Genomic DNA, 22,823 nt, shown 5'->3' on the forward strand with positions numbered 1-22,823 from the left:
CCGGGGCGCGTTCGCGCGGCAAGCTGATCGCTTCGCCTCACGCGTCAAGCGATAGCTGCCTCGGAATGTCGCGACCTGAGCTGACGGATCGCCACGCTGGTCAGAAAGATCGGCACCACCAGCAACCCGACGGACAGCCAGCCGACCGCACGCAAGCCGGCCGCGCTGAACACCATGCCGGCGATCGCGGGGCCCACCGCCAGGCCAAGATTGATTGCCGACGCACAGGTCGCGGTGCTTCTTCCGCTGGCATCCATTTGTGAAAGTGCCCCCACCATGTAAGGGGCAACCAGCGTCGCACCGGCACTGATGAGGGCAGTCGACACGAGAAACGCCCACCTGCCGCCCACGCAATACATGCCCAGGCTGCATACGATCAGCAGCGCGAGCCCAAAGGCGATCGGTTTGAACAGGCCAAAACGATCGCCCAGCCAGTTGACCGCTACCCCCACCGGCAACTGGAAGGCCGCATTGACCATGAACAGCATGCCGAGTTGCTCCGCTTCAACGCCTCGGGTTGCAGCGACCTCTGCGGCGAATCCCATGAGGGCCGTCTGCGAGACGTAGATGAAGAATGCGCTGATCAGAATCCCTCGGACGTCACTGGATTTGATGGCGTCCTTCGCGACCTTTTCCTCGCTTGCGTTGATGGCAGGATGCATGAACGCGCCGAAAAACAGCGCCACCACGACAACGGCAAGCTGGACGGCATCCACACCGATATTGCCCATCTTCACATTCACGATCGGGACGACGTACATCGCACAGGAAAATATGATGGCCATCGCGACAGCGACTTGAGCCGCGACCTTCTCCGGGTGTTTGACGTGTGCAATCACCCCGTACGCGCAAACACAGCTGACGCCCAAGGCGGCGCCGAGAACCAGTTTCGCAGCGACGAATACATAAAAATTATGCGAAAACATCGCACACGTCGACAGAACGGCAAGCGCTGCCGCAGCGAGCGCCCCCGTTCTCTTGTTCAACGTCGCCATGTGACGACCGAAAATGATGATGGAAAGCGCAAGACAGAGCAGTACCGCGGACGCAAGCCATCCAGCGGTGCTTTCTGACAGTCCGAACCGGGCCATCGATTCTTCGATGTTGAACGGAAGCAGGTAGGTGGGCGTCCAGACCACGGCCCCTGTATAAAGCAGCGCGATTTTTCGGATTCCCTTGATTTCGTAATTCACGATCGACTCCTTGTCGTTTGCACGAATGCGAAATCGCGACGAGGCATCGAATCGCCCTCTTGCTCGCATCCATACTGGCACTGTTTCGAAGACTGCTTCATCCAACCGAAAAATCGCAATTTCACAATTGCCCGTTCTTCACCGACCTATTGCATCCCGTCGACCGACTACGATGCCTTCAGGTGATGGAATCACCCGATTTCCGTGTGAAAACCGGGCCAGGATCCCATCACCCATCCCGACCGTTAATCGAAGTGCCCGACCTCGAGGAAATCCTTCATTTTCAACAGGTCATTCGGATCCGACATTTGACCGTTACGCTCGACGAAGCCGGCAAAAGTCGTGCCGTACGTCCAGCCGAGCAGGCGCTGCAGTTCTTCCGGATAGCGCTTCACGCGCTCGATGGGCAACGTGAGGTACTGGTTTTCTTCCTGCCGGAGGATGGCCAGGTCATACGACATCGTCAGGCCGGTGCGCGGTGCATCGCTGGTGTTCTTTCCGCCCCCGTGATAGGTGGAGCCGATGAAGAACAGCGCATCGCCGGCGGACATTTCCGCGGAAACGGCTTCCTCCTGCTTGGGGCTACGCTCGTCGTCCCACTTGTGGCTACCCGGGATGACAAGCGTGGCGCCGTTTGCCGCCGTAAAGTCGGATACCGCCACCATGACCTGGAACCGGGCCTCGCGCCCATAGTTCGGGTGCCGCCAAAGCCATACGGAATCGTCACGATGCAACGGCTGAAGGCCTTGACCCGGCAGGATCTGAATGGCTTGCGTCACGCCCACCTGAATATCGGGAGCGATGTCGACCTGGTTTTCGCCGCTCCAGATCTTGATCGGCGTCTGCAGGATGTTGCGCGCCGCGCCCAGATAGAGCGGATGCAACGCAACTTCGGCCATCCAGTCGGTACGCGCAAAGAGGCGCGAGACCCGACGCGTCTGTGTACCGGCGAAGTAATCGTCTACTCCGTTCGGAGCGGACTGGAGCGTGTCAAAGAGCGACCGCTGGATCTGCGCGAGCAAGTCGGAACCGAGAAAGTTCTTGACGATCGCTCCACCATCCTGGCGAACTGCGTTCGCAAGATCTTCAGGAGTGCTATCGCTTGAAAGGCGTTGCAACGACATGGTGCTTCCTCCAACAGGTGTCAATGATTGAAAAGTGCAGCGTATCCTCGGTCACCACTGCCTTCTGCAATGGACGCCAGGATTCGCTCGCGTAGCGCCTTCAGAATTCGAGGCGGCTGCCCGATATCTTCCTGCGCTTGCTGAAACAGTCCGGTGGCCCGCGCGTATATATCCAGATCTGCGCCTCGTGGTTGATAGTCTGAAGCCGCCACGGATTCGAACAGACCTTCGATGAAGTGGGTCTGACCGACGATATAAGTTGGGATCAGGTCGCGAATCTCGTCGATCGAAATGCCTGAATTCACCACGAATCTGAGACCTTCCAGGAAGGCTGCGCCAGCGCCGAAAACGAAGGTGCCCGTCAACCCTGCATCGAGCACGTTCGGCACATCGGGTCTGGCACTAACGTAGGTGGATTGCGGCGCAATCTTTCGAAGCAGAGGCTCAACCTCGCTCCAGATCTTCTCGTCGCCACCCAAAAGGATGACGGCGCTCTCACGGCCGATATCGGGCGGGAAGCACTGGATTGTTCCGCTGATGAATTTTGCGCCAGCACCCGTCACGATTTGATCCAGTACCTGGACCTCGGATGGGCGCCCCGTTGCCAGATTGACCACCATTTTCCCTTTCAGCCGCTCGCCCAGCGCCTCGAAGTCCGCCGCGAGGTCAATCGGTGTCGCCGTCACGACGACGATGACGTCTGCCTGATCGCAGGCTGCCGTGGCGCTATCGGCAACGCGTGCGCCCAGTTCAAGCACTCGCTGCGCCTTCTCCGCTTTTCTGTTCCAGACGACGACCTTCTCGCCATCCGCAATCAGGGAGGTGGCAATTGCAGACCCCATCGCCCCCAGGCCCAGGACAGCAATCAAATTGCTCATTCGCATTCCCTATCGTTGTCGTTGACCACACCACCAGGAGAGATTCATCGTTCAAGTCAACAAACAAGATCACACGACTTGGTCATATGACTACAAAGCAATGCACATGCCAACCCGATTCAAGTGATCATCCTTCCCTGTATTGCGGCTGACACGCCCGGTGGCGAAACACATGCCCCGGAGCGGGGATTTCGCTGCACCAAGAAATACCCAAAGTCACGTCAGCGGTGCAGACAAGTTGACTTGATCAAATGACCACGTATCCACAGGCACGAATCTTATGCCTCGACAGGACATTTGGAATACGGAGTTTCCATTAGCCACCTCATGAAGGCACCGTACAAGGCAACGCAGTTGCGCCCATTCCGCGCGACGCGTGGCTGCCCTTTTCGCGGACGCACGTCGGTCACCGCATTTGCGTATCTCCCGAGACAGCAGCATCGAAACCGGAACGCAAACGCCGCCAGACAAACGGAGCATCACTTGATCAGCCGGGCGGATGCCCAATGAATGAGTGCGCCCCTGGTTCCCGAAGCAGGCTGCCGAGTCGCGTCGGCTTCGTAATGTTTGCCGGGCACCGCGATGCACCGATGCTGCGATCACGCGCAACACGTCCCTGCGAACGACTTTTCCCGCGCCGCCATGGCGGCACAACATCCGTGCAGGACAACGCCTTGCGTTGCTTGCGAAATGCCGTCCATCGTCATGCTAATATCCGAGGATTCGACTACCCTGTACGGGTAGCACCTTTGGACGAAGACATAAAACGGAGCTCTGGCCAATGCAGAGAGTACGGGCTGAAGTCCGCCGCCAGGACCTCGTAGCGGCGACTGTCGCGGTGATTGCAGAGCACGGTGTGAAGGGTGCCACGACCCGCCGCATCGCCGAGGCCGCAGGGTGCCCACTGGCTTCCCTGCACTACGTCTTTCACTCAAAGGACGAGCTGTTATTCGCGGTCTACGAGTCCTTGATCGACTTGATCCGCTCGGATAGCCCGGAGGCACCGGAGCACGGCACCCTGTCGGAACTGGCGGAGTTCAACCTGCGCTCCGTGATGGCCTGGTTCGAAGCAAACCCGGCATACGCGAAGACTCAATCAGAGTTGTACACGTGGGCGCTCAGACATCAGCCCGACATGGCCATTGGCGCCCTTCGCATATCCCAGGAAGGTGCCCGTTCCATGCTGGCCGCCGCCGAGCCTCGCGCGGATGCCAAGGCGCTGGATGCCATCGCGCGGCTGAGCATTGCCCTGGTCGACGGACTGCTTTTCTCGTGGTTTGCCCAGGAAGATTCGAAGCGTCTGGCCACCGATGTCGACCACGCCAGCAAGATGCTGGCCGCCTATGCGACGACGCTTCTGGACGCTCGCCCTGCCGCCAAGACCCCTCGCAAGTCGGTACGGAAGCAATAAGCTCCTGCCACCTGCCCCGAGGCACCGGCTCCCCGGTGTCCTCACGGCGGCAGCGTCACGTCGCCTATTCAAAATGACCGCACGGTGCGCGGCGCATGACATTTTCAGCCTTGTCCCGTGCGCCGCCCTACTCGCTAGCGCTGCTCGAAGGTGCTTTCACGAACCGTTGTGCACGTCCGGCCGCGCAAGTGCGACGCGAGGTGATGGGCACCGCCGAAAATCCACACGGGCTGCGACCAAGCAGCCCGTTTCCAATCGCATCGAAACCTGACGCTCCCGGCAGGCGGCCCTCGGTCTTACGTTGCCGCTCTCGCGCTCACGGGTTTACCTCCATCGACAGCGCTTCTTTGTCTGCTTAACGTTGACCGATCAAATGATCAAGTCACGCGATCACATTTTCCAAAATCAGCTCAACCAAGCGAACTGAATATTCAGGGCACCCGTGGCCCGGCTCATTCATGGACAAACTTTCAAGAAGCCGACATAATTCACGAGCGTTATGGTCACTTGACCATGTATCACGGATAAACACTACACCTGTGTATGACGTGAACGGAAGAGGATTTTCGGGTACCGGAGTTTACCAATGACAAGAGTTCGCGCTGCGTTGCGGCGACAAGATTTTGTTGACGCTGCCGTCGAAGTCATCGCCGCGCACGGCGTTGCCGGAGCCACCACGCGGCGAATCGCTGAAGCCGCAAACTGCCCTCTGGCATCGCTGCATTATGTATTCCATACCAAGGACGATCTGTTCGATGCGGTTTACGAATCCCTGTTCGACCTTCTCGCAGCGAATGCCCCCGCTGACAGCAAAATCCATTCTTTCGGCGAACTCGCCGGATGGCAGCTGCGCAAGATGGTCGAATGGCTCGTGCAGCATCCGTCGTACGCCCGCGCACAGTCTGAACTGATCCAGTGGGCAGAGCGTCATCGCCCCGATTTCGCGTTGAAAACCTATGTCCAGACGATCGAGCGAACGATCGCTTACCTCGGCAAGTGCGCGCCGCAAGTCAACCATGACGCGATTGAATCCGTCGCCAGAATGAGCATCATCCTGATCGATGGATTGCTGAACAGTTGGCACGGGGACACGAATATCCGCCAGCTCAGGGCGAACCTGGATCATGCAAGTTCAGCGCTGGAGGCGTTTGCCACCTCCCTCTCGAGCTCGACGGTACAGGCTTGAGCGTCGACACGGCGCGTCATTGCACCCATAGCCGGCAGCCCGACAGCACCCGTCAGTGCTCCGCCTCATCGCACGCTTCGACCTTGCCACCTTTCCGTAGACGGACGTCCGCATACCGCCGGACGCCCGTCGTCGATTCCCGCTAGCTGACGGCGCCCGGCGTCGCGCCGAACATCGACTTCGTCTCCAGGAACTCCTCGATACCGGCGTAGCCCCACTCTCGTCCATTGCCGGATTGCTTGTACCCACCGAACGGCGCCGCGATATCGACAGCCGCGCCGTTCAAATGCACCATCCCCGTCCGCAATTTTCTGGCGACGCGCTCCGCCTGTTCGATCGAGTCTCCATAGACGTAGCCGGACAATCCGTACGGCGAGTCGTTGGCGATGGTGACGGCGTCCGATTCATCCCGATAGGGGATGATCACCAATACGGGGCCGAAAATCTCCTCGGTTGCAATCTTCATGCGATTGTTCACGCGGCTGAACACCGTCGGCTTGACGTAGTAGCCTCGCTCAAGCCCGGAGGGATTGCCGAGCCCACCCGATAGAAGCATCGCGCCCTCGTCGATTCCCACCCGGATCATCTCCTGCACCTTTTGATGCTGGCGCTGGTTCGCCATCGGCCCCATGGTCGTACCGGGATCGCGCGGATCACCGACGACGACCTGCCCGCATGCAGCGACCGCGATCTGCTCCGCCTCTTCGAGCCGATGCGCCGGCACCAGCATGCGCGATGGCGCGGTGCAGGTCTGGCCGGAATTGGCCATCATCTGGAGCACCCCGTGCGTGACGCCCTGCTGAAAGTTCTCGCTATCCAGAATGATGTTCGCCGACTTGCCGCCCAGCTCCAGCGTCACCCGCTTGATCGTCGTCGCAGCGGCCTGAGCGACCTCCACGCCAGCGCTCGTCGAACCCGTCAGCGACACCATGTCAAAGAGCGGACTGGATGCAATCGCCCTGCCCAGGCGTTGACCGGCGCCCTGCACGAGATTGAATACGCCGGGCGGTACGCCGGCCTTCTCGAGGATCTCGGCAAGAACGATGGCCGAGTACGGTGCATTCTGACTGGGCTTCAACACGATCGTGCAACCCGCCACCAGCGCCGGCGCCACCTTGCACATGACCTGGTTCATCGGCCAGTTCCAGGGCGTAATCAACCCGCACACCCCCACCGGCTCCTTGACGATCCGCGACGTGCCCTGGGTTCGTTCAAACGGATACTGCTTCGCAACTTCCAGGGTCGTATGGAGGTGCCAGAGCCCCAGCGCCGCCTGAAGCGGGCGAGAGATGGCGTCCATCGGCGCGCCCATCTCGAGCGTGATTGCGTCGGCCATATCCTGCAACCGCTCGGTGTATGCACCGATCACGCGCTCGAGCAGCTTGAGCCGCTCAACGAGGGGCGTGTTCGAGAATGCCGCGAAGGCGTCGCGCGCCGCCTCCGCGGCCAGGTTCACATCGGCTTCGTCAGAGAACAGCAACACGCCGGAGACTTCGCCCGTCGCCGGGTTGATGATGTCGTGCTCTACGCCACCGTTCGCAGGCTCTACCCAACGGCCGCCTATGAACGCCTTGCGGAGATGGTCTGCTTCGAAAATCGGCATCTGCTCGCTCCATGTCAGTTGGTATCGAGGGCGAGTCTTCAGCATCGGCATCGCCCCGTAAGATCCATACTATCGTCTTTTTTGATCATTTGGCCAAGTCACACGACTCAGTAATAATCAGTATTGCCACCGGCACTTCGAAGTAAGACGCTTCAGGGAACGAACAGCCATGCCGCTGCAAAATATCTGCAGCGGGTGTGACCCGATGATGATGGAGACGAAACCACGAGGCGGCTTCCGGCGAAGCTCGCGACACGCCGAAGCCACTTTTCCCAGGCGGATCGGTTTGGTCTGCCGAAACGGACATTCGACCATCACGGCCGGCAGACAAAGGTCTGCTCGCCGCTCACGTATCCAGGCAGGCCTCACAGAGGGTTAACCTTCATCGACAAGGAATTTTTCGAGCAATACTTTCTACTACACGGTCATTTGATCAAGTCATATGGCAGACTTCACGCCGGATCGCCAGGAAGTAAGCAATCCGCAAAGAAGCGCACCGCGATCCGGTCGCTTTTGACGTCAACATCGAACGACAACACTCCCTCGGGAGCGAAAGGTAATTACCATGGCAATCATTCAAGTCCAGCAGATCATGCACGAGAACCCGCTGCATGCTCGCGCTCCGCATGAACCCCGCTACGAAGATGGCAGCGCCTTTTGTGACGGCAATTACGTTCCCATCACCGAAGCGACCGTCCCGCTCGTCGACGCGGGATTCCTGCACGCCGACGCGGCCTACGATGTCGTCACCGTCTCGCGAGGCAACTTCTTCCGGCTCGACGATCACCTCACGCGCATGGAAGAGTCGTCGGCGAAGTTCTTCCTCGAGAATCCGTTCAATCGCGAGCAGGTCAAGGAGATTCTCCACAACCTCGTGCGCAACGCCGGCCTGAAGGATGCGTACGTCTGGTGGTGCGTCACCCGCGGCCCGCTGAGCGTCGATCGCCGCGACCGCGGCGCAATGAAGAACGCCATGTTCGCGTTTGCCGTGCCGTTCTTCTTCCAGGCCGACGACGAGGTCCGCACGCGAGGCTCGAACCTGCTGATCAGCAAGCTGTACAACCGAATTTCCGCGAAGGCAGTCGATCCCACGGCCAAGAACTTCCACTGGATGGACATGAAGCTCGCGCTGTTCGAAGCGATGACGCAGGAGAAGGACTGGGCGGTTCTCGTCGACGAAAGCGACAACCTCACCGAAGCAGCAGGTGCGAACGTGTTCTTCATCAAGAACGGGGAGCTCTACACGCCTGCCGAAGGCTGCCTGCTGGGCATCACGCGCCAGAGCGTCTTCGATATCGCCGCCGAGCTCGGCCTCAAGGTGAACATCGGCAAGTACACGGCGACCCAGCTGCGCGAGGCTGACGAAGCATTCACCTCGTCGTCGGCAGGCGGGATCATGCCCGTCAGCGCAATCGACGATCAGCCGCTCGGCAACCGCAACGGCCCCGGCCCGATCTCCGAGAAGATTCACAACCTCTACTGGGAGAAGCGCTGGGCAGGATGGCACGCGCAGCCGGCTGAGTACTTCTCGTCGGTCCCGGCATAAGCCGGAAGCCAGAAGCCGTTCAAAAGTGGCGCGTACGAAGCCGGCCCGGTCGAACAAGCCGCATCCGGCCCTGGTAGGCGCCCAATAGCTGCATGCATTGACAAACCGTCCGGCGCCTAACCCAGGCGCCGGACGATACGAACTTCTACGTTATAGCGACGACCTGGAGTTCGGTGATTCAACAAAACAAAGTACAAGCACACCCCAATTCATTTCGCATAGCTAACAAACGGACAGGACTATCGGTACCTTCATCCGTATTCACCTATGCACAACCCTTTGGCGGGCGCACGTCACCTGGTCAAGGTCAAGGAGATAGCCGTGGTCAAGACTCATGCTTTCAAGAAATCTGCTTCGCTCATCCGATCGGCAGCGAAATTGTCCGTCATCGCTTCCGCAGTCGCGATGTCTTTGACCGGTGCGCTTGCGGAAGGGACGGATGCATCTCATACACCGTCGGGTGCTGAAGTCGCCGGCACCGCGAGCGGCATTCCCGCATGGACGCCCGTAGGCAACGTCGGGGCGGGCTGGAGTTACGGCAAGCGCCGCGCGGATTTCTTCAAATACAAGTCCGACAAGCCCTTGTATACGATCGACGCCGGTAACGTCGACAAGTACGCGGACAAGCTCAACCCGGGCCAGATTGCACTGTTGAAGAACCTGAAGGGCTTCACGATGCCGGTGTACCCGTCGCGGCGCACGTGCGGCGTCCCCGATTTCGTCGCGGAGAATACGAAGAACAACGCGGGCTTCGCCAAGATGTCCGCGGATGGGTCGGAACTCGCCGATGCCCATCTTCCCGGCTACCCGTTCCCTGCGCCCAAGACCGGCGCGGAAGTAATGTGGAACGCGAAGGTGCACTACCGCGGCGCCGGCGTCGAGATGCGCGACATCATCACCGTCGTCTCCCCGCGGAAGGGCGCGTCCGACTGGATCAAGAACGTTTCCGACGCATGGATCTACCAGCCGTGGGGTGACAAGGCCGGCACGACGTTCGCGAAGGTCAATCAGGTCGAAGGAAACGCCTACTACGCGTACAAGTCGCCGGCGGCCATTGCCGGCCAGGCCGCGATCTTTACGACCTACGCCGGCAAGCCGACCGAAGTCTTCTACTACTTCCCGGGGCAGCGCCGAACCCGTCGCATGCCGTCGTATGCGTACGATGCGCCTCAGATCGGCTTCGACAACCAGTACAACATGGATGAAGCGCTGGTGTTCTCCGGACAGACGGACCGATTCTCCTGGAAGCTGCTCGGCAAGAAGGAAATGATCGTTACCTATAACGACCTCGGTATGTACGACTTCTCGGACAAATTCGAAGATGCGTACGGCCCTGACTTCGTGAACGCGTCGAAGCGTCGCTACGAACTCCATCGCGTGTGGGTCGTGGAAGCCACCGTCAAGCAGGGTATGCGCCATACCGCGCCCAAGCGCCTCTTCTACGTCGACGAAGACAGCTGGAGCTACCTCGGCGCGGTGGACTACGATGCCCAGGGGAACATCTCGAAGGTTCGCGAGGGTTACATCATTCCGGTGTATGAGACGGGGAGCTGCGACACGCTCGCATTCGCTCAATACAACCTCGTCGATGGCCGGTACCTCGTGGACGGTTCGATGCTCGCAGCCGGACGGGACGCGAAGTGGTCGGTCGACTCGTCGGCGGACCAACACTACAAGCCGAGCTTCTACAACGCCGATAATCTCCGCGCGTTGAGCGAGCGTTGACAGGAGCCGAAACAAAATGGCTACCCCCTCCTCATTACAGCCCCGATCCAGCGTGGCTTTCGTGCACGCGGCGATCGCGGCGCTTGTCGCCGTCGGGTGCGGCAGCGCGCACGCCTTCACGTTCACGATCGGGAACGTTGAAGGCAGTTTCGATTCGACGGTATCGGCAGGCGTCGGCATTCGCACTGCCTCGCCAAGTTCCAATCTCGTATCGCCGACCTACAACCAGGCCACCGGTGCGCAGACCGGTGGCGGTCGACTCGGTCAATTGAGCGGCCTCTCCGATCAGGGCGACATCAACTACGGCAAGGGCGATCCGTTCACGAGCTATCTCAAGGGCAGCCACGAGTTGCTCCTGAAGATGCCGTCGCAGGGGCTCACGTTCATGGCACGTGGCACCTGGCAATACGACTACTCCGGCACCCACACGACAGGTGCCACCAGCGGGCAGAACCTTTTCTATAACCCGCCACCCAGCCTGAACGGCGGGCTCTCGTCCGACGCCGAGAAGAACATCCGCTTCAAGCCGCGCTTGCTCGACCTGTGGGTCAGCAAGCAGTTCAACGTCGGCGACCAGATTGCGCGCATCCGCGTGGGTAACCAGGTCGTCAGCTGGGGCGAAAGCATCTGGGAAGTCGGCGGGGTCAATGCGACGAATGCGATCGACGTGAATCGCGCGTCCCAACCCGGCGCGCAGGTCAAGGAATTCATCCTGCCTGCACCGATACTGAGTGTCGCGTCCGGCGTGGGTCACGGCGTGAACGTCGAAGGGTACATCCAGAGCAACTGGAACCAGAATTACCTTCCCCCGGTTGGCAGCTATTGGTCGAATCAGATCGTCGGGCCCGGCAACAACGCATATGGCGTCTCGACCGTCCATCCGAAGAACGGCGGGCAGTATGGTTTCTCCATTCGCTACCAGCCCGCGGGAACGGACCTGAATCTCGGTTTCTACACGATCGCGTACCACGACAAGTTCCCGCAAGTCTCACTGAGTTCGACGGGCGGGACGGTCTTCCGGTTTCCGGAAGACCGTCACATGATCGGTGTCAGCGCCAACTTCCCCGTTGGCGACTGGGCAATCGGTACCGAGCTCTCGTACCGCCCGCGCGATGCCGTTCCGCTGAATCCGGCCAGTGGATGCGTCGCGCAAGGCGGGAACTGCTGGGTCGACGAGAAGCGATTCCAGTGGCACCTGACGACCCTCTACTCGCTCCAGCCGGGCAATTCCGGCGCATTCCTCAAGCTGCTCGGCGCCCAGACCGCCACGCTGACGACCGAGACGGTGATCATTGCGTATCCCGGGCTTCACAAGAGCTACGGCGGGTCGCCGATTTCTCCGGGTGCGCTTCTGTGGGGGAATGAATTCAACGATCTGTTCGCGACCGGCGCACTCAACTCGCCGGGTAGTGCACAGGGCACGAAATACTCGGGCGGGATCGACGTCGATTTCAACTGGGTTTACGACGGCACGGTCATTCCCGGGTGGCAGGTCAATCCGGGGATCTACCTTCGGTACGGCCTCTTCGGCAATACGCCGAACGTGAACGCCCAGTTCATGCGCGGCGTGACGGCCATGAACCTGTATGTGAACTTCATACAGAACCCGGCGAACTGGCAGGTCGGCTTGAATTACACCCGTTTCATGGGCCCGACCAACCCGCTGGCCAACCCGCTACGTGACAGGGACTTCGTGGCAATCGTCGCATCTCGAAATTTCTGAGGTCAATATGAATCAAACGCCTGTTTCCGACGCAGCCCGACCCAGCAAGCTGCTAAGAACTCTTCATTCGCTGGAAAATACGCTGTTCGGTCACAGGCGTCTCGTTCTGGGGCTTCTGGTTCTCTTCACGGTCGTCATGGCCTGCTTCGCCGTCAAGCTTCGCATGGATGCCGGGTTCGAGAAGCAGCTTCCGCTTGGCCACGAATACACTCAGACGTTCAACGAGTATCGCGGTGACCTGCTCGGCGCCAACCGTTTGATCGTCGTCGTCAAGGCCCGCAAGGGCAGCATCTGGACGCCGGCCGCGTTGAAGCGCCTGTATGAAGTCACCCAGGCAGTTACGTTTCTGCCGAACGTGTCTCGAAGCAGCGTTCAATCGCTCTGGACTCCGAATTCATTCGTCAACGAGATCACCGAAGACGGATTCCGGGCCGACCCGCTCATTCCCGGCACCGTGACGCCCGATCAGCTCGACAGCAACACGGTCGGTGCCATTTCGCGCTCGACCGCCCAGGGCGGTTTCGTCGGCAGCCTCGTGTCGCGCGATCAAAGCAGTGCAATGATCACCGCAGACCTCAACGAGCTGGATGCCAAAGGTGAACGGGTCGACTATGTGGCATTCGATCAGGCGCTCGAATCGCAACTGCGATCGAAGTTCGAGGATTCGAACTATGAAATCCAGATTATCGGCTTCGCGAAACAGATCGGTGATATTGCAAACGGCGCATCGTCCGTCCTGAAGTTCTGCGCGATCGCCCTGCTCCTGACCGCGTTGGCCGTCTACTGGTACTGCCGCTCCGTTCGCCTGACGATCCTGCCCCTGACATGCTCGCTCGTCTCGCTCGTCTGGCAGTTCGGCACGCTGCATCTCCTCGGCTACGGGCTCGACCCGTTGGGCGTGCTGGTTCCGTTCCTGGTGTTCGCGATCGGCGTTTCACACGGCGTCCAGCAGATCAATTTCATCGTTCGCGAGATCTCGCACGGGAAGTCGGTGGAGCAAGCCGCTCGGTCCAGCTTCAGCGGGCTGCTGATTCCCGGCACGCTCGCCCTCGTGACGGCTTTCGTTTCCTTCGTCACGCTGATCCTGATTCCGATCCCGATGGTCCGCGAGCTCGCGATCACCGCTTCGCTCGGTGTGGCGTACAAGATCGTCACGAATCTGGTGATGCTCCCGCTGGCAGCGTCGATGCTCAAGGTCGACGGCAATTATGCAAAGAATGCGGAGCTGCATGCCGCTCGTCGTGGCCGCGTGCTGCGGGTTCTCGCAAAAGTCGCCATTCCGCGCAATGCAGCGATCATCCTGCTGGCTGCCGTCGTCGTGTTCTGCGTGGCGGCGTGGGAAAGTCGCGATCGCGTAGTCGGCACCCTGCAGGCAGGCGCGCCCGAGCTTCGTGCCGACGCCCGCTTCAACAAGGATTCGGTTTCGATTGCGTCGAGCTACGACGTCGGCCTCGACTGGATTTCCATCGTCTTCGAAGCGCCTCCCCAGTCTTGTAACAACGTGGAAGTCGGCGCCTACCAGGATCGCTTCGTCTGGTCGATGCGTGCCGTCCCCGGCGTATTGTCGGTCGTTTCGTTCTCGTCGTTGCTGCGGCAATACAACGAGGGGTACAACGAAGGCAATCCGAAGATGTCCGCGATCCCCATCGATCCCGACAACTATTCGTCGCTGGCCGGCGAGGTGGCTCGCACGCCCGGCGTCATGCGCAAGGACTGCAGCATGACCGCGGTGAACATCTATCTGGCGGACCACAAGGCGACCACGATCACCCAGGTGATCAACGCCGCGAAGCATTTTCGCGATACCAACAAGCTGCCGGGCGTGAAGATCCGGCTCGCCTCCGGAAACGCCGGCGTGCTGGCCGCGGTCAACGACGAAATCGAGCGCAGCGAATTGCCGATGATGCTTTACGTCTATACGACCATCGTCCTGCTCGTCCTCGTCACGTACCGTGACCTGCGTGCCGTCCTCGCATGCTGCCTGCCGCTGACAATCGGCACCTTCATCGGGTATTGGTTCATGAAGGAGCTGCAGATCGGCCTGACCGTCGCCACGCTACCCGTGATGGTGCTGGCGGTGGGCATCGGCGTCGACTACGCGTTCTACATCTACAACCGGCTGCAGCTGCATCTCGCCAACGGTGTCGGCATCGTCAAGGCGCTCGAGCAATCGATCCTCGAGATCGGGACGGCAACCATCTTCACGGCGATCACGCTCGCGATCGGCGTCGCCACCTGGTCGTTCTCCGAGCTCAAGTTCCAGGCGGATATGGGCAAGCTCCTGGCATTCATGTTCATCGTCAACATGGTCATGGCCATGACGGTTCTGCCCGCCTTCGCCGTCTGGCTCGAGCGCATCTTCCCGCGGCGCCGGCCCGCCCGCGCACCCGGCCTGCTCGCCCATTGAAGAAGAAGAGGATTCCATGACCATGAATCGTAAGGTTCTCTCGATGTCGGCGGGTATCGTCGTCTTCGGAACGCTGCTGTGCAGCATGCAAAGCGCGGTATCCGCCCCGGAACTCAAGCCCGTTCCGGCCGTCCAGTCCAGCATCGCGACGCAGTCGGCCGTGCTGGATGCAGCGTGGGCAGGCCAGCGAGTGGTGAGTGTCGGTGCGAACGGCATCATCCTGCTGTCCGACAACCGCGGCGCGACGTACCGCCAGGCCAAGGCCGTCCCTGTGAGCTCGACGCTGACGTCCGTCAGTTTCATCGACGCCAGGACGGGGTGGGCGGTCGGCCACTGGGGCGCGATCCTGAAGACGACCGACGGCGGCGAGACGTGGGAGATTCAACGGCTCGCGACGACCGAGGATCGTCCGCTGTTCGGCGTGCACTTCATCGACGCCAACCACGGCGTGGCCGTTGGACTCTGGTCGCTGATCCTCGTCACCGACGACGGCGGCAAGACCTGGACAAAAAAGGAAGCCGTTCTCCCGAACGGCAAGAAGTCGGACCTGAATCTGTTTGGTCTTTTTTCGAACAGCAATGGCGAGATCTTTGCGACGGCCGAGAAGGGGCAACTCCTTATCTCCAGGGACAAGGGCAACACGTGGGAAAGCGTGGAGACCGGCTACAAAGGATCGTTCTGGTGCGGCGTGGCACTTCCCAACGGTGTGCTGCTGGTTGGCGGGCTTCGCGGCACGTTGATGCGAAGCGAGGACAACGGCCATACGTGGTCACGCGCGACGCTCGACACCAAGAATTCCATTACCGCGCTTGCGTCCCGAGGCTCCACGGTATTGGCGGTAGGGGTCGACGGGTTGCAGGCCCAAAGCGCCGATGACGGAAAGACGTTCCAGCGCCTGCACACCCAGACCGGGACGACGTACACCGCCGCACTCCCCTCGCCTGGCGACAAGTGGCTGATTTTTTCTCGCGACGGGGTCGTCGCACAGTAACTGTCGGATGCCTGATCGGCGCAGCGGGCCGTGTTCGCGAAACGCGGCCCGCTGCTTCGAATCCTTTCTGACCTGCACGGATTCAGACCACGAGCGACGCCCTCCCCGTCACCCGGGTTTTCGAAGACGATAGCCGACGCCGTGCACGCTTTCCAAAATGCCCGACGCTCCCGAGACCATCAGCTTTTTCCGTAGCCGGGTCATGTGGCTGTCGACGGTGCGTGTGGATGCGCTTACGTCTGTCATGCACGCATTGAGCAATTCGATGCGGGTAAATGCACGATCCGGCAGCCTGGCCATGTGAGCCAGCAAGCGGAATTCGACGAGCGTCACGGAAACAGGCACTTCGCCGGAGGGCGTTCGCACGCACGCCATATAGCTTTCCGTATCGATCTCGAGCGTTCCAACCCTGAGACGGCGCTCGGGCGCGAGCGTACCGGAGCGGCGAAGCATCGTGAGCAATCGCGCGACAACCACATCCGGGTTGAACGGCCTGACGATGTAGTCGTCGGCGCCGGCGTGCAGTGCGCGCAACCGCTCCCTGTCCAGATCACACTCCGAAATGACGACGATGGGGATATCGCTTTGTCGTCGAAGCCTGGCCAGCGTTTCCAGGGTATCCGCACGCAGTTCACGGACGTCGAGAATGACCAGATCAGGCTTCAGGTTCAGGTGCGTGGCAAGCACGGCCTGGGAGGTGTTGGTCTGAAAGGTACGAAACCCGTTGCGAGTCAGGCAGGTATCGAGCGTTGACGACATTTCCGGCGCGTCGTCCGCGATGAGTATGAGCGAGTGCATGTTTGAATTTCCGAGTCGCCGCCTTTCGTGCGCGTGAACACCTTCCGGACAGCGTTCGACGCCGGATGGGGTCCAGGTTCACTGGCACGACTCGACGAGTTGAAAGCAGCGTTCGGCACGATGCACGCCGAAGCCATTGAGATAGAGGCTGGAGAGGAATATTTCCTGCACCCGGACAAGGCCGGACGCCGAGCAAGGTCGATCGGCTGATTGGTTCGCTTGTTGCTGCGGTTCATCGCGGCAAGGCACGCACCGGTCTTCGTCCGGTTGTTGGCGCATACAGGTCGCCACCCGGCAGCCTGGCCGCCGGTGACGACCTCTCTTGCCTCCTGCTTGCCCTGCGCGCCAAAGAGGAAAGGTGCGTTCATGATCAGCGGCTGGCTGCATCACCCGACCTCACCGCTCAAGCGCTCGACGCCAGCAAGCTCGCGATGCCCGGGGAGCGTCCGGCTTTGCCTCAACCGGCCGGCTCGCCCCAGGCTCCCGGCAGCGGGCGTCGCTGCGCACACCGTGCTCGCAACGTCCGTGTACGGTTGAGGCCCCGGTGCTGACGCATGCCAGCACGTGAAGGGGCCCGTTAAACCACCATTCCGATTTTCACGCCGACATCGCAGACGGGAATCGCGAGATCCTCCGAATCAGATCCGAGGCTTTCTCCCCGATCATGATCGTCGGCGCGTTCGTGTTTGCCCCCACCAGCGTCGGCATGATGGAGGCATCAACCACACGCAAGCCTTCCGTTCCCCGTACGCGCAACTGAGCGTCGACGACGGCGAGCGCGTCGTTCCCCATGCGACACGTTCCGACCGGGTGGTACACGGTGTCGGTCCGCTCGCGCAGCAACGCACGAATGTCGTCGTCCGATCGCGACCGGGACGCGAACAGGTCCTCCGTCACTAACTCGGACATCGCCGGCGCCGCCATCAACCGCCGGGTCAGCTTGTATCCGTCGACCAGGACTTCGAGATCATCCTCGTGATCGAGGAATGCCGGGTCGATCAACGGCGCGTCCAGCGGATCGGCGCTTCGCAACTTGACCGATCCACGGCTTTTCGGCCTCAGCAGGCACACGTGACAGGAAATGCCATGTCCGAGCTGCACCTTCCTTCCGTGATCGTTGACGGGCCCGACGACAAAGTGCATCTGCACATCCGGTCGGTCCAGATCGGGACGCGTCTTCAGGAACGCGCCGCCCTCGGCAAAGTTGGTGGTCAGGGTACCGGTCCGCGAGTTCCGGTATTGCCGGATGTCGCCCAGCGTCTTGATCCCGCCGCGTACCGACACGCCGAGCGCATCCAGGCTGTTCGTCTTGTAGCTGACAACGAAGTCCGGGTGATCCTGCAGGTTTTCTCCAACGCCCGGGAGATCGGCTACGACCTTGATCCCGTGACGCTCGAGTTCGTCCTTCGGCCCGACGCCGGACAACATCAGCAGCTGAGGCGATTGGAACGCGCCCGCAGAAAGGATCACCTCTTTCTTCGCCCAGATCGTCTCGACATTCCCCCCACGCGTGACCTCGACACCAACGGCCCTTTTACCGTCGAACACGATGCGCCTGACCTGCGCGCCGGTCTCCACCGTCAGATTGCCGCGCGCTTTCATGTGCGGAAAAAGATAGGCACGTGCGGCACTCCAGCGCTCGCCATTCTTCTGGGTCACCTGGTAAATGCCGACACCTTCCTGCTCCGCACCGTTGAAATCGTCCGTGACGGGCAGGCCGCACTCGCGTGCGGCGTCCAGCCAGCGCGCCTGGAATGGATTGTCCGTCCTCAGGTCGCCGACCCACAGCGGGCCGCCGCGCCCGTGCCATTCATTGCCAAGCCGCTCGTTGTGCTCGCTTCGCTTGAAATACGGGAAGACGTCGTTCCAGCCCCAGCCTTCGTTGCCGAGTTCAGCCCAGTCGTCGTAGTCGGCATGATGGCCGCGCGTATACACCATCGCATTGATCGCGGACGATCCGCCCAACGCCTTGCCACGCGGCTGGTAGCCGCGCCGCCCCAGCAGCCCCTTCTGGGGCACCGTCTCGAACGCCCAGTTGTTCAATCGAGACGGGATCATCAGCACCAGGGCGGCCGGCACGTTGATGGGCCATCCATCGCCCTTGCCACCGGCTTCGAAGAGGCACAGCGTCACATCGGGGTCTTCGGTCAAACGCGAAGCCAGCACACTGCCTGCCGAGCCGCCGCCTACAACAAGATAATCGAATGAGTTCTTCACGGGTCCGTGTCCTCGATAGATGCTTGAGCGCTTCACAAGCAACTACCTGATGCATCGATTGCGCCAATCACGTCGCGGCTTCACCGAGCCGTTGCGCAATCGGCTTCATTCCGTCATGCATCAGAACTGCGTGGCCGCACCGGCAGCGTTGGAGGTCATCCATCGAACCGCGTGCGGCCACGAAATGGCGAAAAGCGAAATCAAGTCGCTAACGCCAACGTATCAATGGTGCCGCGCGCCGCCGAGTACCTTTCGAAAACTCGCGATGCCCTTCTCGATCCACGCCTGCGCGCCCGGGGAGATCGCCCCCATGTCGAAGAACCCGTGAATCATGCCGTCGCACCGGATCGTGTCGACCTTGACGCCGCTTGCGTGGAGCAAGCGACCGTAGGCTTCGCCCTCGTCGCGCAGCGGATCGAATTCGGCGGTCAGGATGACCGCGGGCGGCAGCCCGGCAAGGTCCTTCGCACGGATCGGCGCCAGTCGCGCATCCTCCCGGTTGGTACCGTCGAGCACGTAATGCCGGTCAAACCAGGCGATCGTCTCGAGATCGAGCAGGTAGCCTTCGCCGTTTTCCTTGAAGGAAGGAAAATCGGAGCGGTCCTGTGCTACCGCGGGATAGATCAGGAACTGGGCGGACAGCGAAATGCCGTCGGCGTGCAGTTGCTGGGTCACGACAGCCGCAAGATTGCCGCCAGCGCTATCTCCGGCCACCGCCACGACGTCGCTTCCGCCCAGCTCACCCGCGTTCGCGATCACCCATTTGGTCGCGGCAATCGCATCGTCCGCCGGGGCCGGATACGGATGCTCCGGAGCCAGCCGGTAATCCACCGAGACGACGACCGCGTTCGCGCCACGAGCCAGCTCTCGACAAATGTTGTCGTGGGTGTCCAGATCGCCAATGACAAACCCGCCGCCATGGAGATAGACGACCGTCGGCAGATGACGCTCCTGGGTCGGACGATAGAGCCGCGCCCGCAGCGGTCCGGCCGCGCCGGGAACGGTCATGTCTTCCACGCCGTGAATGTCGACAACGGACTCTGGCGCGCGAACGGCGCGTGCCAGGTGCTGCATCAATCCGCGCGCCTCTTCCGGGGTCGACTGCGGCAGCGGTTTCGCGCCGGACCCGGCAAAGGATTCGAGAAAGCCAGCGAGGTGCAAATCGAGTGCCATAACATCACCTTTTAATCGAACGTTGCTCGGAGATCAGCGATACACGAGGACTTCGGAATCCGGGTTCAATTCCGGAATGGTCTGGCGCTCCTCCTCGTACTCGAAGTGGTGCTGCCACGGCATGCGATCGCCACGCGAGTGCATCTGGTGTTGCGACCGCATCACGTACCCGGCGTTGAAGTTGTTCGGGTCCGTCCACGGCAGACGCTGCATGTCGGCGTCTTCGGCGCGCAGGCACGGTTCCACCGTCTTCGCACCCACCTTGTCCATGTGCGCAAGGACGCGGCAGGTGAATTCGCAGACGAGGTCGGCGCGCAGCGTCCAGCTCGACCGGTAGTAGCCGTAGATGAACGCCATGTTCGGGATACCTTCGATCATCATTCCCCGATACGAAACCCGCTTGGTCATGTCGACCGGATCTCCGTCGACGTGGAAGGCAATCTGGCCGAATGCACTCATGTCGAAGCCGGTCGCCGTCACGACGATGTCCGCCTGCAGGTGCTCCCCCGACGCCAACGTGATGCCGCTTTCGTCGAACGCTTCGATGGTGTCCGTCACGACGGATGCCTTCCCGTCCCGGATGGCCGTGAAGAGGTCGCCCTCGGGCACCGCCGCCACGCGCTGCTGCCACGGGCGATAGCTGGGATTGAAGTGCTTGTCGACGTCAAAGCCTTCCGGCAGCTGTTGCCTAGTCTCGTTGATCAGCCAGTCGCGAACGGCGTCCGGGTTCGCTGAGGACAGGTTGATCAGGTCGAACGTCTGCTTCAGGTGCGCGCGCCGCAGAATCTCCGACCGCCATTCCTCGGGAAGGCTCAGTTCGCGAAGCGTCGCGTCGAGCTGGTGGGTCCACGGAACCGCCGTGAAGAACGTCGGCGACCGTTGCAGCATCGTCACATGCGCGGCGATGCCGGCCATCGCCGGAATCAGCGTCGCGGCGGTCGCGCCCGAGCCGATCACGACCACGCGCTTCCCGGCATAGTCGAGGTCTTCCGGCCAGTGCTGCGGATGAACGACCGTTCCCTTGTAGCGATCGAAGCCGTTCCACTTCGGCGTAAAGCCCTGGCGATGATCGTAGTACCCCGCCCCCAGCCACAGGAAGTCGGTGGTGAGCGAGAAGTGTTCGCCCGTATCGTTGCGCGATACCTCGACCGTCCAGCGCTTCTGTTCGCTCGACCAGCTCACCGTTTGAACACGATGCCCGTAGCGGATCTTCGAACCGAGGTCATATTCCTTGATGACCTCTCCCAGATAGCCGTGGATCTCGTCCGCCGTGGCGATCGAGCGACCCTGCCACGGGCGGAAGCCGAACGCATACGTGTACAGGTCGCTGTCGGAGCGCGCGCCGGGGTAGCGATGGGTCCACCACGTACCGCCGAATCCGTCCATGGCTTCCAGGATGGCGAACGAGCGGCCCGGCAGGTTCATGCGGAGATGACAGGCGGCATCGATCCCCGAGATCCCCGCCCCGATGATTAGTACATCTACGTGCTCAGGCGAACACGAATCTGCTTGATTCTTAGTCATGAGATCCCTCCGATGACCAGTTATTGAAAATATCCGTAACGCCGCACGACTAGATCATTAGACTTGGTCATGCGACTACGCAGGAAAGAGACGCCCACACGTGTATGCCAGCGACAACGCTTCAAACCAGCACGAGACAACCATCCATGCGCCCGACCGGACATGCACGCCGGTCACTGATGTGCGCATCCCGGTTTGACCGGCCACCCCGAACATGATCAATTGACCAAGTTCCACGGTTCCCAGTCTATGCAGTCGGGGGGCAATTTGAATCAGGAGTTTCCATTACACGATCGGTCGCGAAGGTTGCATGCGCCGGCCCGCGCGACGACCAAAGCGTCAAACATCGAAACCGTCTTTTTCGGCAAGCCGCCAGACAAAGGAAACGGCGCGATCCAGCAGGTATCTCGCTGCCGGGATAGTGCGGGCGGCGGTGATGATGCCGTGATGATGCCCGGGCAGATGGTGATGCTCGACCTTGCTCCCGGCGCGGGCCGCGCATGACGCGTACGCAATGCCTTCGTCACATAGCGGGTCCAGCCCCACCGTGGCAACGAACATCGGCGGCTGCCGCCGGCCATCCGCATGCAGCAGCGGGGACAGGCGCGGCAGATCAAACGGTGTGCCAACCGGCACGTAGTGTTCCCGGAACCAGAGCATCGACTCGGCGACGAGCGGAAATCCGCCTTGAATGCGCTGATATGACGGGCGCGACGCCGTCAGGTCCGTCACGGGATAAAACAGGATCTGCCCGACGATCGAGGGCCCCGCCGGCGATGCAGCATTGGCGATGATGGTCGCCATGTTGCCACCGGCGCTGTCGCCCGCCAGGATCACCCGAGACGCGTTGATGGAGAGCACAGACGCGTTGGCGATCAGGTAGTCCAGCGCCCGCTCGCAGTCTTCGAGCGGGCCCGGCCAACGGTGCTCCGGCGATAGCCGGTACTCCACCGATGCGACAGCACACCCGCCATGCCGTGCGAGATGACGGCAGATGCCGTCATGCGTGTCCACGCTGCCGATCACCCACCCGCCGCCGTGAATGAAGACGACAAGCGGGTTGTCCTCGGCACCCACCCCGGCGGGCGGACGATAGAGCCGTACGCGAATGCTGCCGTCCGCGACGGGAACACCGATATCGTCATGGACGACAGCCTCGTCACCCGTGAGGCCGTTCAATTCGCAGGCACGCACGAAGTTCACGCGCGACTGGTCGACGGAAAAGCTGCCGTAATGCCGTCCGCCCAGTTCGCGGAACGCCCTAACGGCGTCCCGAGCATCGTCAGCCACCTCGGTCAGCGGCAACCAGTGCACCGATGTCATG

Annotated in this window: 16 protein-coding genes; 7 read left to right on the forward strand and 9 right to left on the reverse strand. The window is 61.1% G+C overall.

The window, feature by feature from the left end:
• Positions 1–44 precede the first annotated feature (44 nt).
• The 3 genes from BCO18175_RS32165 to BCO18175_RS32175 all read right to left on the reverse strand — a co-directional run bounded on the left by BCO18175_RS32165 (position 45) and on the right by BCO18175_RS32175 (position 3,195).
• Positions 45–1,193 (reverse strand): MFS transporter, encoded by a 1,149-nt coding sequence (locus BCO18175_RS32165; protein ID WP_254608208.1) that lies wholly within the window; start codon positions 1,191–1,193, stop codon positions 45–47.
• A gap of 245 nt (positions 1,194–1,438) precedes the next feature.
• Entirely contained in the window at positions 1,439–2,317 is an 879-nt protein-coding gene (locus tag BCO18175_RS32170; protein WP_174986897.1) for a phytanoyl-CoA dioxygenase family protein, read from the reverse strand.
• 20 nt (positions 2,318–2,337) lie between these two features.
• Positions 2,338–3,195, reverse strand: coding sequence for an NAD(P)-dependent oxidoreductase (locus BCO18175_RS32175; protein WP_254608209.1), 858 nt, complete (start codon positions 3,193–3,195; stop codon positions 2,338–2,340).
• A 781-nt stretch (positions 3,196–3,976) separates the two neighbouring features.
• Here BCO18175_RS32175 and BCO18175_RS32180 point away from each other — a divergent pair.
• Together BCO18175_RS32180 and BCO18175_RS32185 are read left to right on the forward strand one after the other, a co-directional pair.
• Positions 3,977–4,606 (forward strand): TetR/AcrR family transcriptional regulator, encoded by a 630-nt coding sequence (locus tag BCO18175_RS32180; RefSeq protein ID WP_174968625.1) that lies wholly within the window; start codon positions 3,977–3,979, stop codon positions 4,604–4,606.
• Positions 4,607–5,192: 586 nt separating this feature from the next.
• Positions 5,193–5,792, forward strand: a complete 600-nt coding sequence (locus BCO18175_RS32185; RefSeq protein ID WP_174986900.1) for a TetR/AcrR family transcriptional regulator — start codon at positions 5,193–5,195, stop codon at positions 5,790–5,792.
• A gap of 142 nt (positions 5,793–5,934) precedes the next feature.
• Here BCO18175_RS32185 and BCO18175_RS32190 read toward each other — a convergent pair whose 3' ends face one another.
• On the reverse strand, positions 5,935–7,395 hold the full coding sequence (locus BCO18175_RS32190) for an aldehyde dehydrogenase family protein (RefSeq protein ID WP_174986902.1): 1,461 nt from the start codon (positions 7,393–7,395) through the stop codon (positions 5,935–5,937).
• A gap of 565 nt (positions 7,396–7,960) precedes the next feature.
• Between BCO18175_RS32190 and BCO18175_RS32195 the strand changes: the two genes are divergently transcribed.
• The 5 genes from BCO18175_RS32195 to BCO18175_RS32215 all read left to right on the forward strand — a co-directional run bounded on the left by BCO18175_RS32195 (position 7,961) and on the right by BCO18175_RS32215 (position 15,787).
• Positions 7,961–8,941 (forward strand): aminotransferase class IV, encoded by a 981-nt coding sequence (locus tag BCO18175_RS32195; RefSeq protein WP_174968628.1) that lies wholly within the window; start codon positions 7,961–7,963, stop codon positions 8,939–8,941.
• Positions 8,942–9,208: 267 nt separating this feature from the next.
• A complete protein-coding gene (locus BCO18175_RS32200) occupies positions 9,209–10,666 on the forward strand; it encodes a DUF1329 domain-containing protein (RefSeq protein ID WP_254608210.1) in 1,458 nt (485 codons plus the stop codon).
• 16 nt (positions 10,667–10,682) lie between these two features.
• Positions 10,683–12,389, forward strand: a complete 1,707-nt coding sequence (locus BCO18175_RS32205) for a DUF1302 domain-containing protein (protein ID WP_174986904.1) — start codon at positions 10,683–10,685, stop codon at positions 12,387–12,389.
• Between the two features lie 7 nt (positions 12,390–12,396).
• Positions 12,397–14,796, forward strand: a complete 2,400-nt coding sequence (locus BCO18175_RS32210; protein ID WP_174986906.1) for an efflux RND transporter permease subunit — start codon at positions 12,397–12,399, stop codon at positions 14,794–14,796.
• 16 nt (positions 14,797–14,812) lie between these two features.
• Entirely contained in the window at positions 14,813–15,787 is a 975-nt protein-coding gene (locus BCO18175_RS32215) for a WD40/YVTN/BNR-like repeat-containing protein (protein ID WP_217483937.1), read from the forward strand.
• Between the two features lie 108 nt (positions 15,788–15,895).
• Here the strand turns inward: BCO18175_RS32215 and BCO18175_RS32220 are convergent, their stop codons facing one another.
• The 5 genes from BCO18175_RS32220 to BCO18175_RS32240 form a co-directional block, all read right to left on the reverse strand.
• On the reverse strand, positions 15,896–16,585 hold the full coding sequence (locus BCO18175_RS32220; RefSeq protein ID WP_174986908.1) for a response regulator transcription factor: 690 nt from the start codon (positions 16,583–16,585) through the stop codon (positions 15,896–15,898).
• A 597-nt stretch (positions 16,586–17,182) separates the two neighbouring features.
• Positions 17,183–18,802, reverse strand: a complete 1,620-nt coding sequence (locus BCO18175_RS32225) for a GMC family oxidoreductase (protein WP_174986910.1) — start codon at positions 18,800–18,802, stop codon at positions 17,183–17,185.
• A gap of 222 nt (positions 18,803–19,024) precedes the next feature.
• Positions 19,025–19,975, reverse strand: a complete 951-nt coding sequence (locus tag BCO18175_RS32230; protein ID WP_174986912.1) for an alpha/beta hydrolase — start codon at positions 19,973–19,975, stop codon at positions 19,025–19,027.
• Positions 19,976–20,008: 33 nt separating this feature from the next.
• Positions 20,009–21,499, reverse strand: coding sequence for a flavin-containing monooxygenase (locus BCO18175_RS32235; RefSeq protein WP_174986914.1), 1,491 nt, complete (start codon positions 21,497–21,499; stop codon positions 20,009–20,011).
• Positions 21,500–21,838: 339 nt separating this feature from the next.
• Positions 21,839–22,822 carry an alpha/beta hydrolase gene (locus BCO18175_RS32240; protein WP_174986916.1) on the reverse strand — a complete coding sequence of 328 codons (984 nt, stop codon included), beginning with the start codon at positions 22,820–22,822 and terminating at the stop codon, positions 21,839–21,841.
• Position 22,823: the final 1 nt, after the last annotated feature.

It is taken from the genome of Burkholderia lata, from assembly GCF_902499335.1.
GTDB classification, from domain to species: domain Bacteria; phylum Pseudomonadota; class Gammaproteobacteria; order Burkholderiales; family Burkholderiaceae; genus Burkholderia; species Burkholderia lata_B.

Excerpts from the sequence above, each read along its gene's own strand:
- BCO18175_RS32170 (WP_174986897.1), bottom strand. The coding sequence starts at position 2,317 with ATGTCGTTGCAACGCCTTTCAAGCGATAGCACTCCTGAAGATCTTGCG.
- BCO18175_RS32175 (WP_254608209.1), bottom strand. The coding sequence starts at position 3,195 with ATGAGCAATTTGATTGCTGTCCTGGGCCTGGGGGCGATGGGGTCTGCA.
- BCO18175_RS32180 (WP_174968625.1), top strand. The coding sequence starts at position 3,977 with ATGCAGAGAGTACGGGCTGAAGTCCGCCGCCAGGACCTCGTAGCGGCG.
- BCO18175_RS32185 (WP_174986900.1), top strand. The coding sequence starts at position 5,193 with ATGACAAGAGTTCGCGCTGCGTTGCGGCGACAAGATTTTGTTGACGCT.
- BCO18175_RS32190 (WP_174986902.1), bottom strand. The coding sequence starts at position 7,395 with ATGCCGATTTTCGAAGCAGACCATCTCCGCAAGGCGTTCATAGGCGGC.
- BCO18175_RS32195 (WP_174968628.1), top strand. The coding sequence starts at position 7,961 with ATGGCAATCATTCAAGTCCAGCAGATCATGCACGAGAACCCGCTGCAT.
- BCO18175_RS32200 (WP_254608210.1), top strand. The coding sequence starts at position 9,209 with ATGCACAACCCTTTGGCGGGCGCACGTCACCTGGTCAAGGTCAAGGAG.
- BCO18175_RS32205 (WP_174986904.1), top strand. The coding sequence starts at position 10,683 with ATGGCTACCCCCTCCTCATTACAGCCCCGATCCAGCGTGGCTTTCGTG.
- BCO18175_RS32210 (WP_174986906.1), top strand. The coding sequence starts at position 12,397 with ATGAATCAAACGCCTGTTTCCGACGCAGCCCGACCCAGCAAGCTGCTA.
- BCO18175_RS32215 (WP_217483937.1), top strand. The coding sequence starts at position 14,813 with ATGACCATGAATCGTAAGGTTCTCTCGATGTCGGCGGGTATCGTCGTC.
- BCO18175_RS32220 (WP_174986908.1), bottom strand. The coding sequence starts at position 16,585 with ATGCACTCGCTCATACTCATCGCGGACGACGCGCCGGAAATGTCGTCA.
- BCO18175_RS32230 (WP_174986912.1), bottom strand. The coding sequence starts at position 19,975 with ATGGCACTCGATTTGCACCTCGCTGGCTTTCTCGAATCCTTTGCCGGG.
- BCO18175_RS32235 (WP_174986914.1), bottom strand. The coding sequence starts at position 21,499 with ATGACTAAGAATCAAGCAGATTCGTGTTCGCCTGAGCACGTAGATGTA.
- BCO18175_RS32240 (WP_174986916.1), bottom strand. The coding sequence starts at position 22,822 with ATGACATCGGTGCACTGGTTGCCGCTGACCGAGGTGGCTGACGATGCT.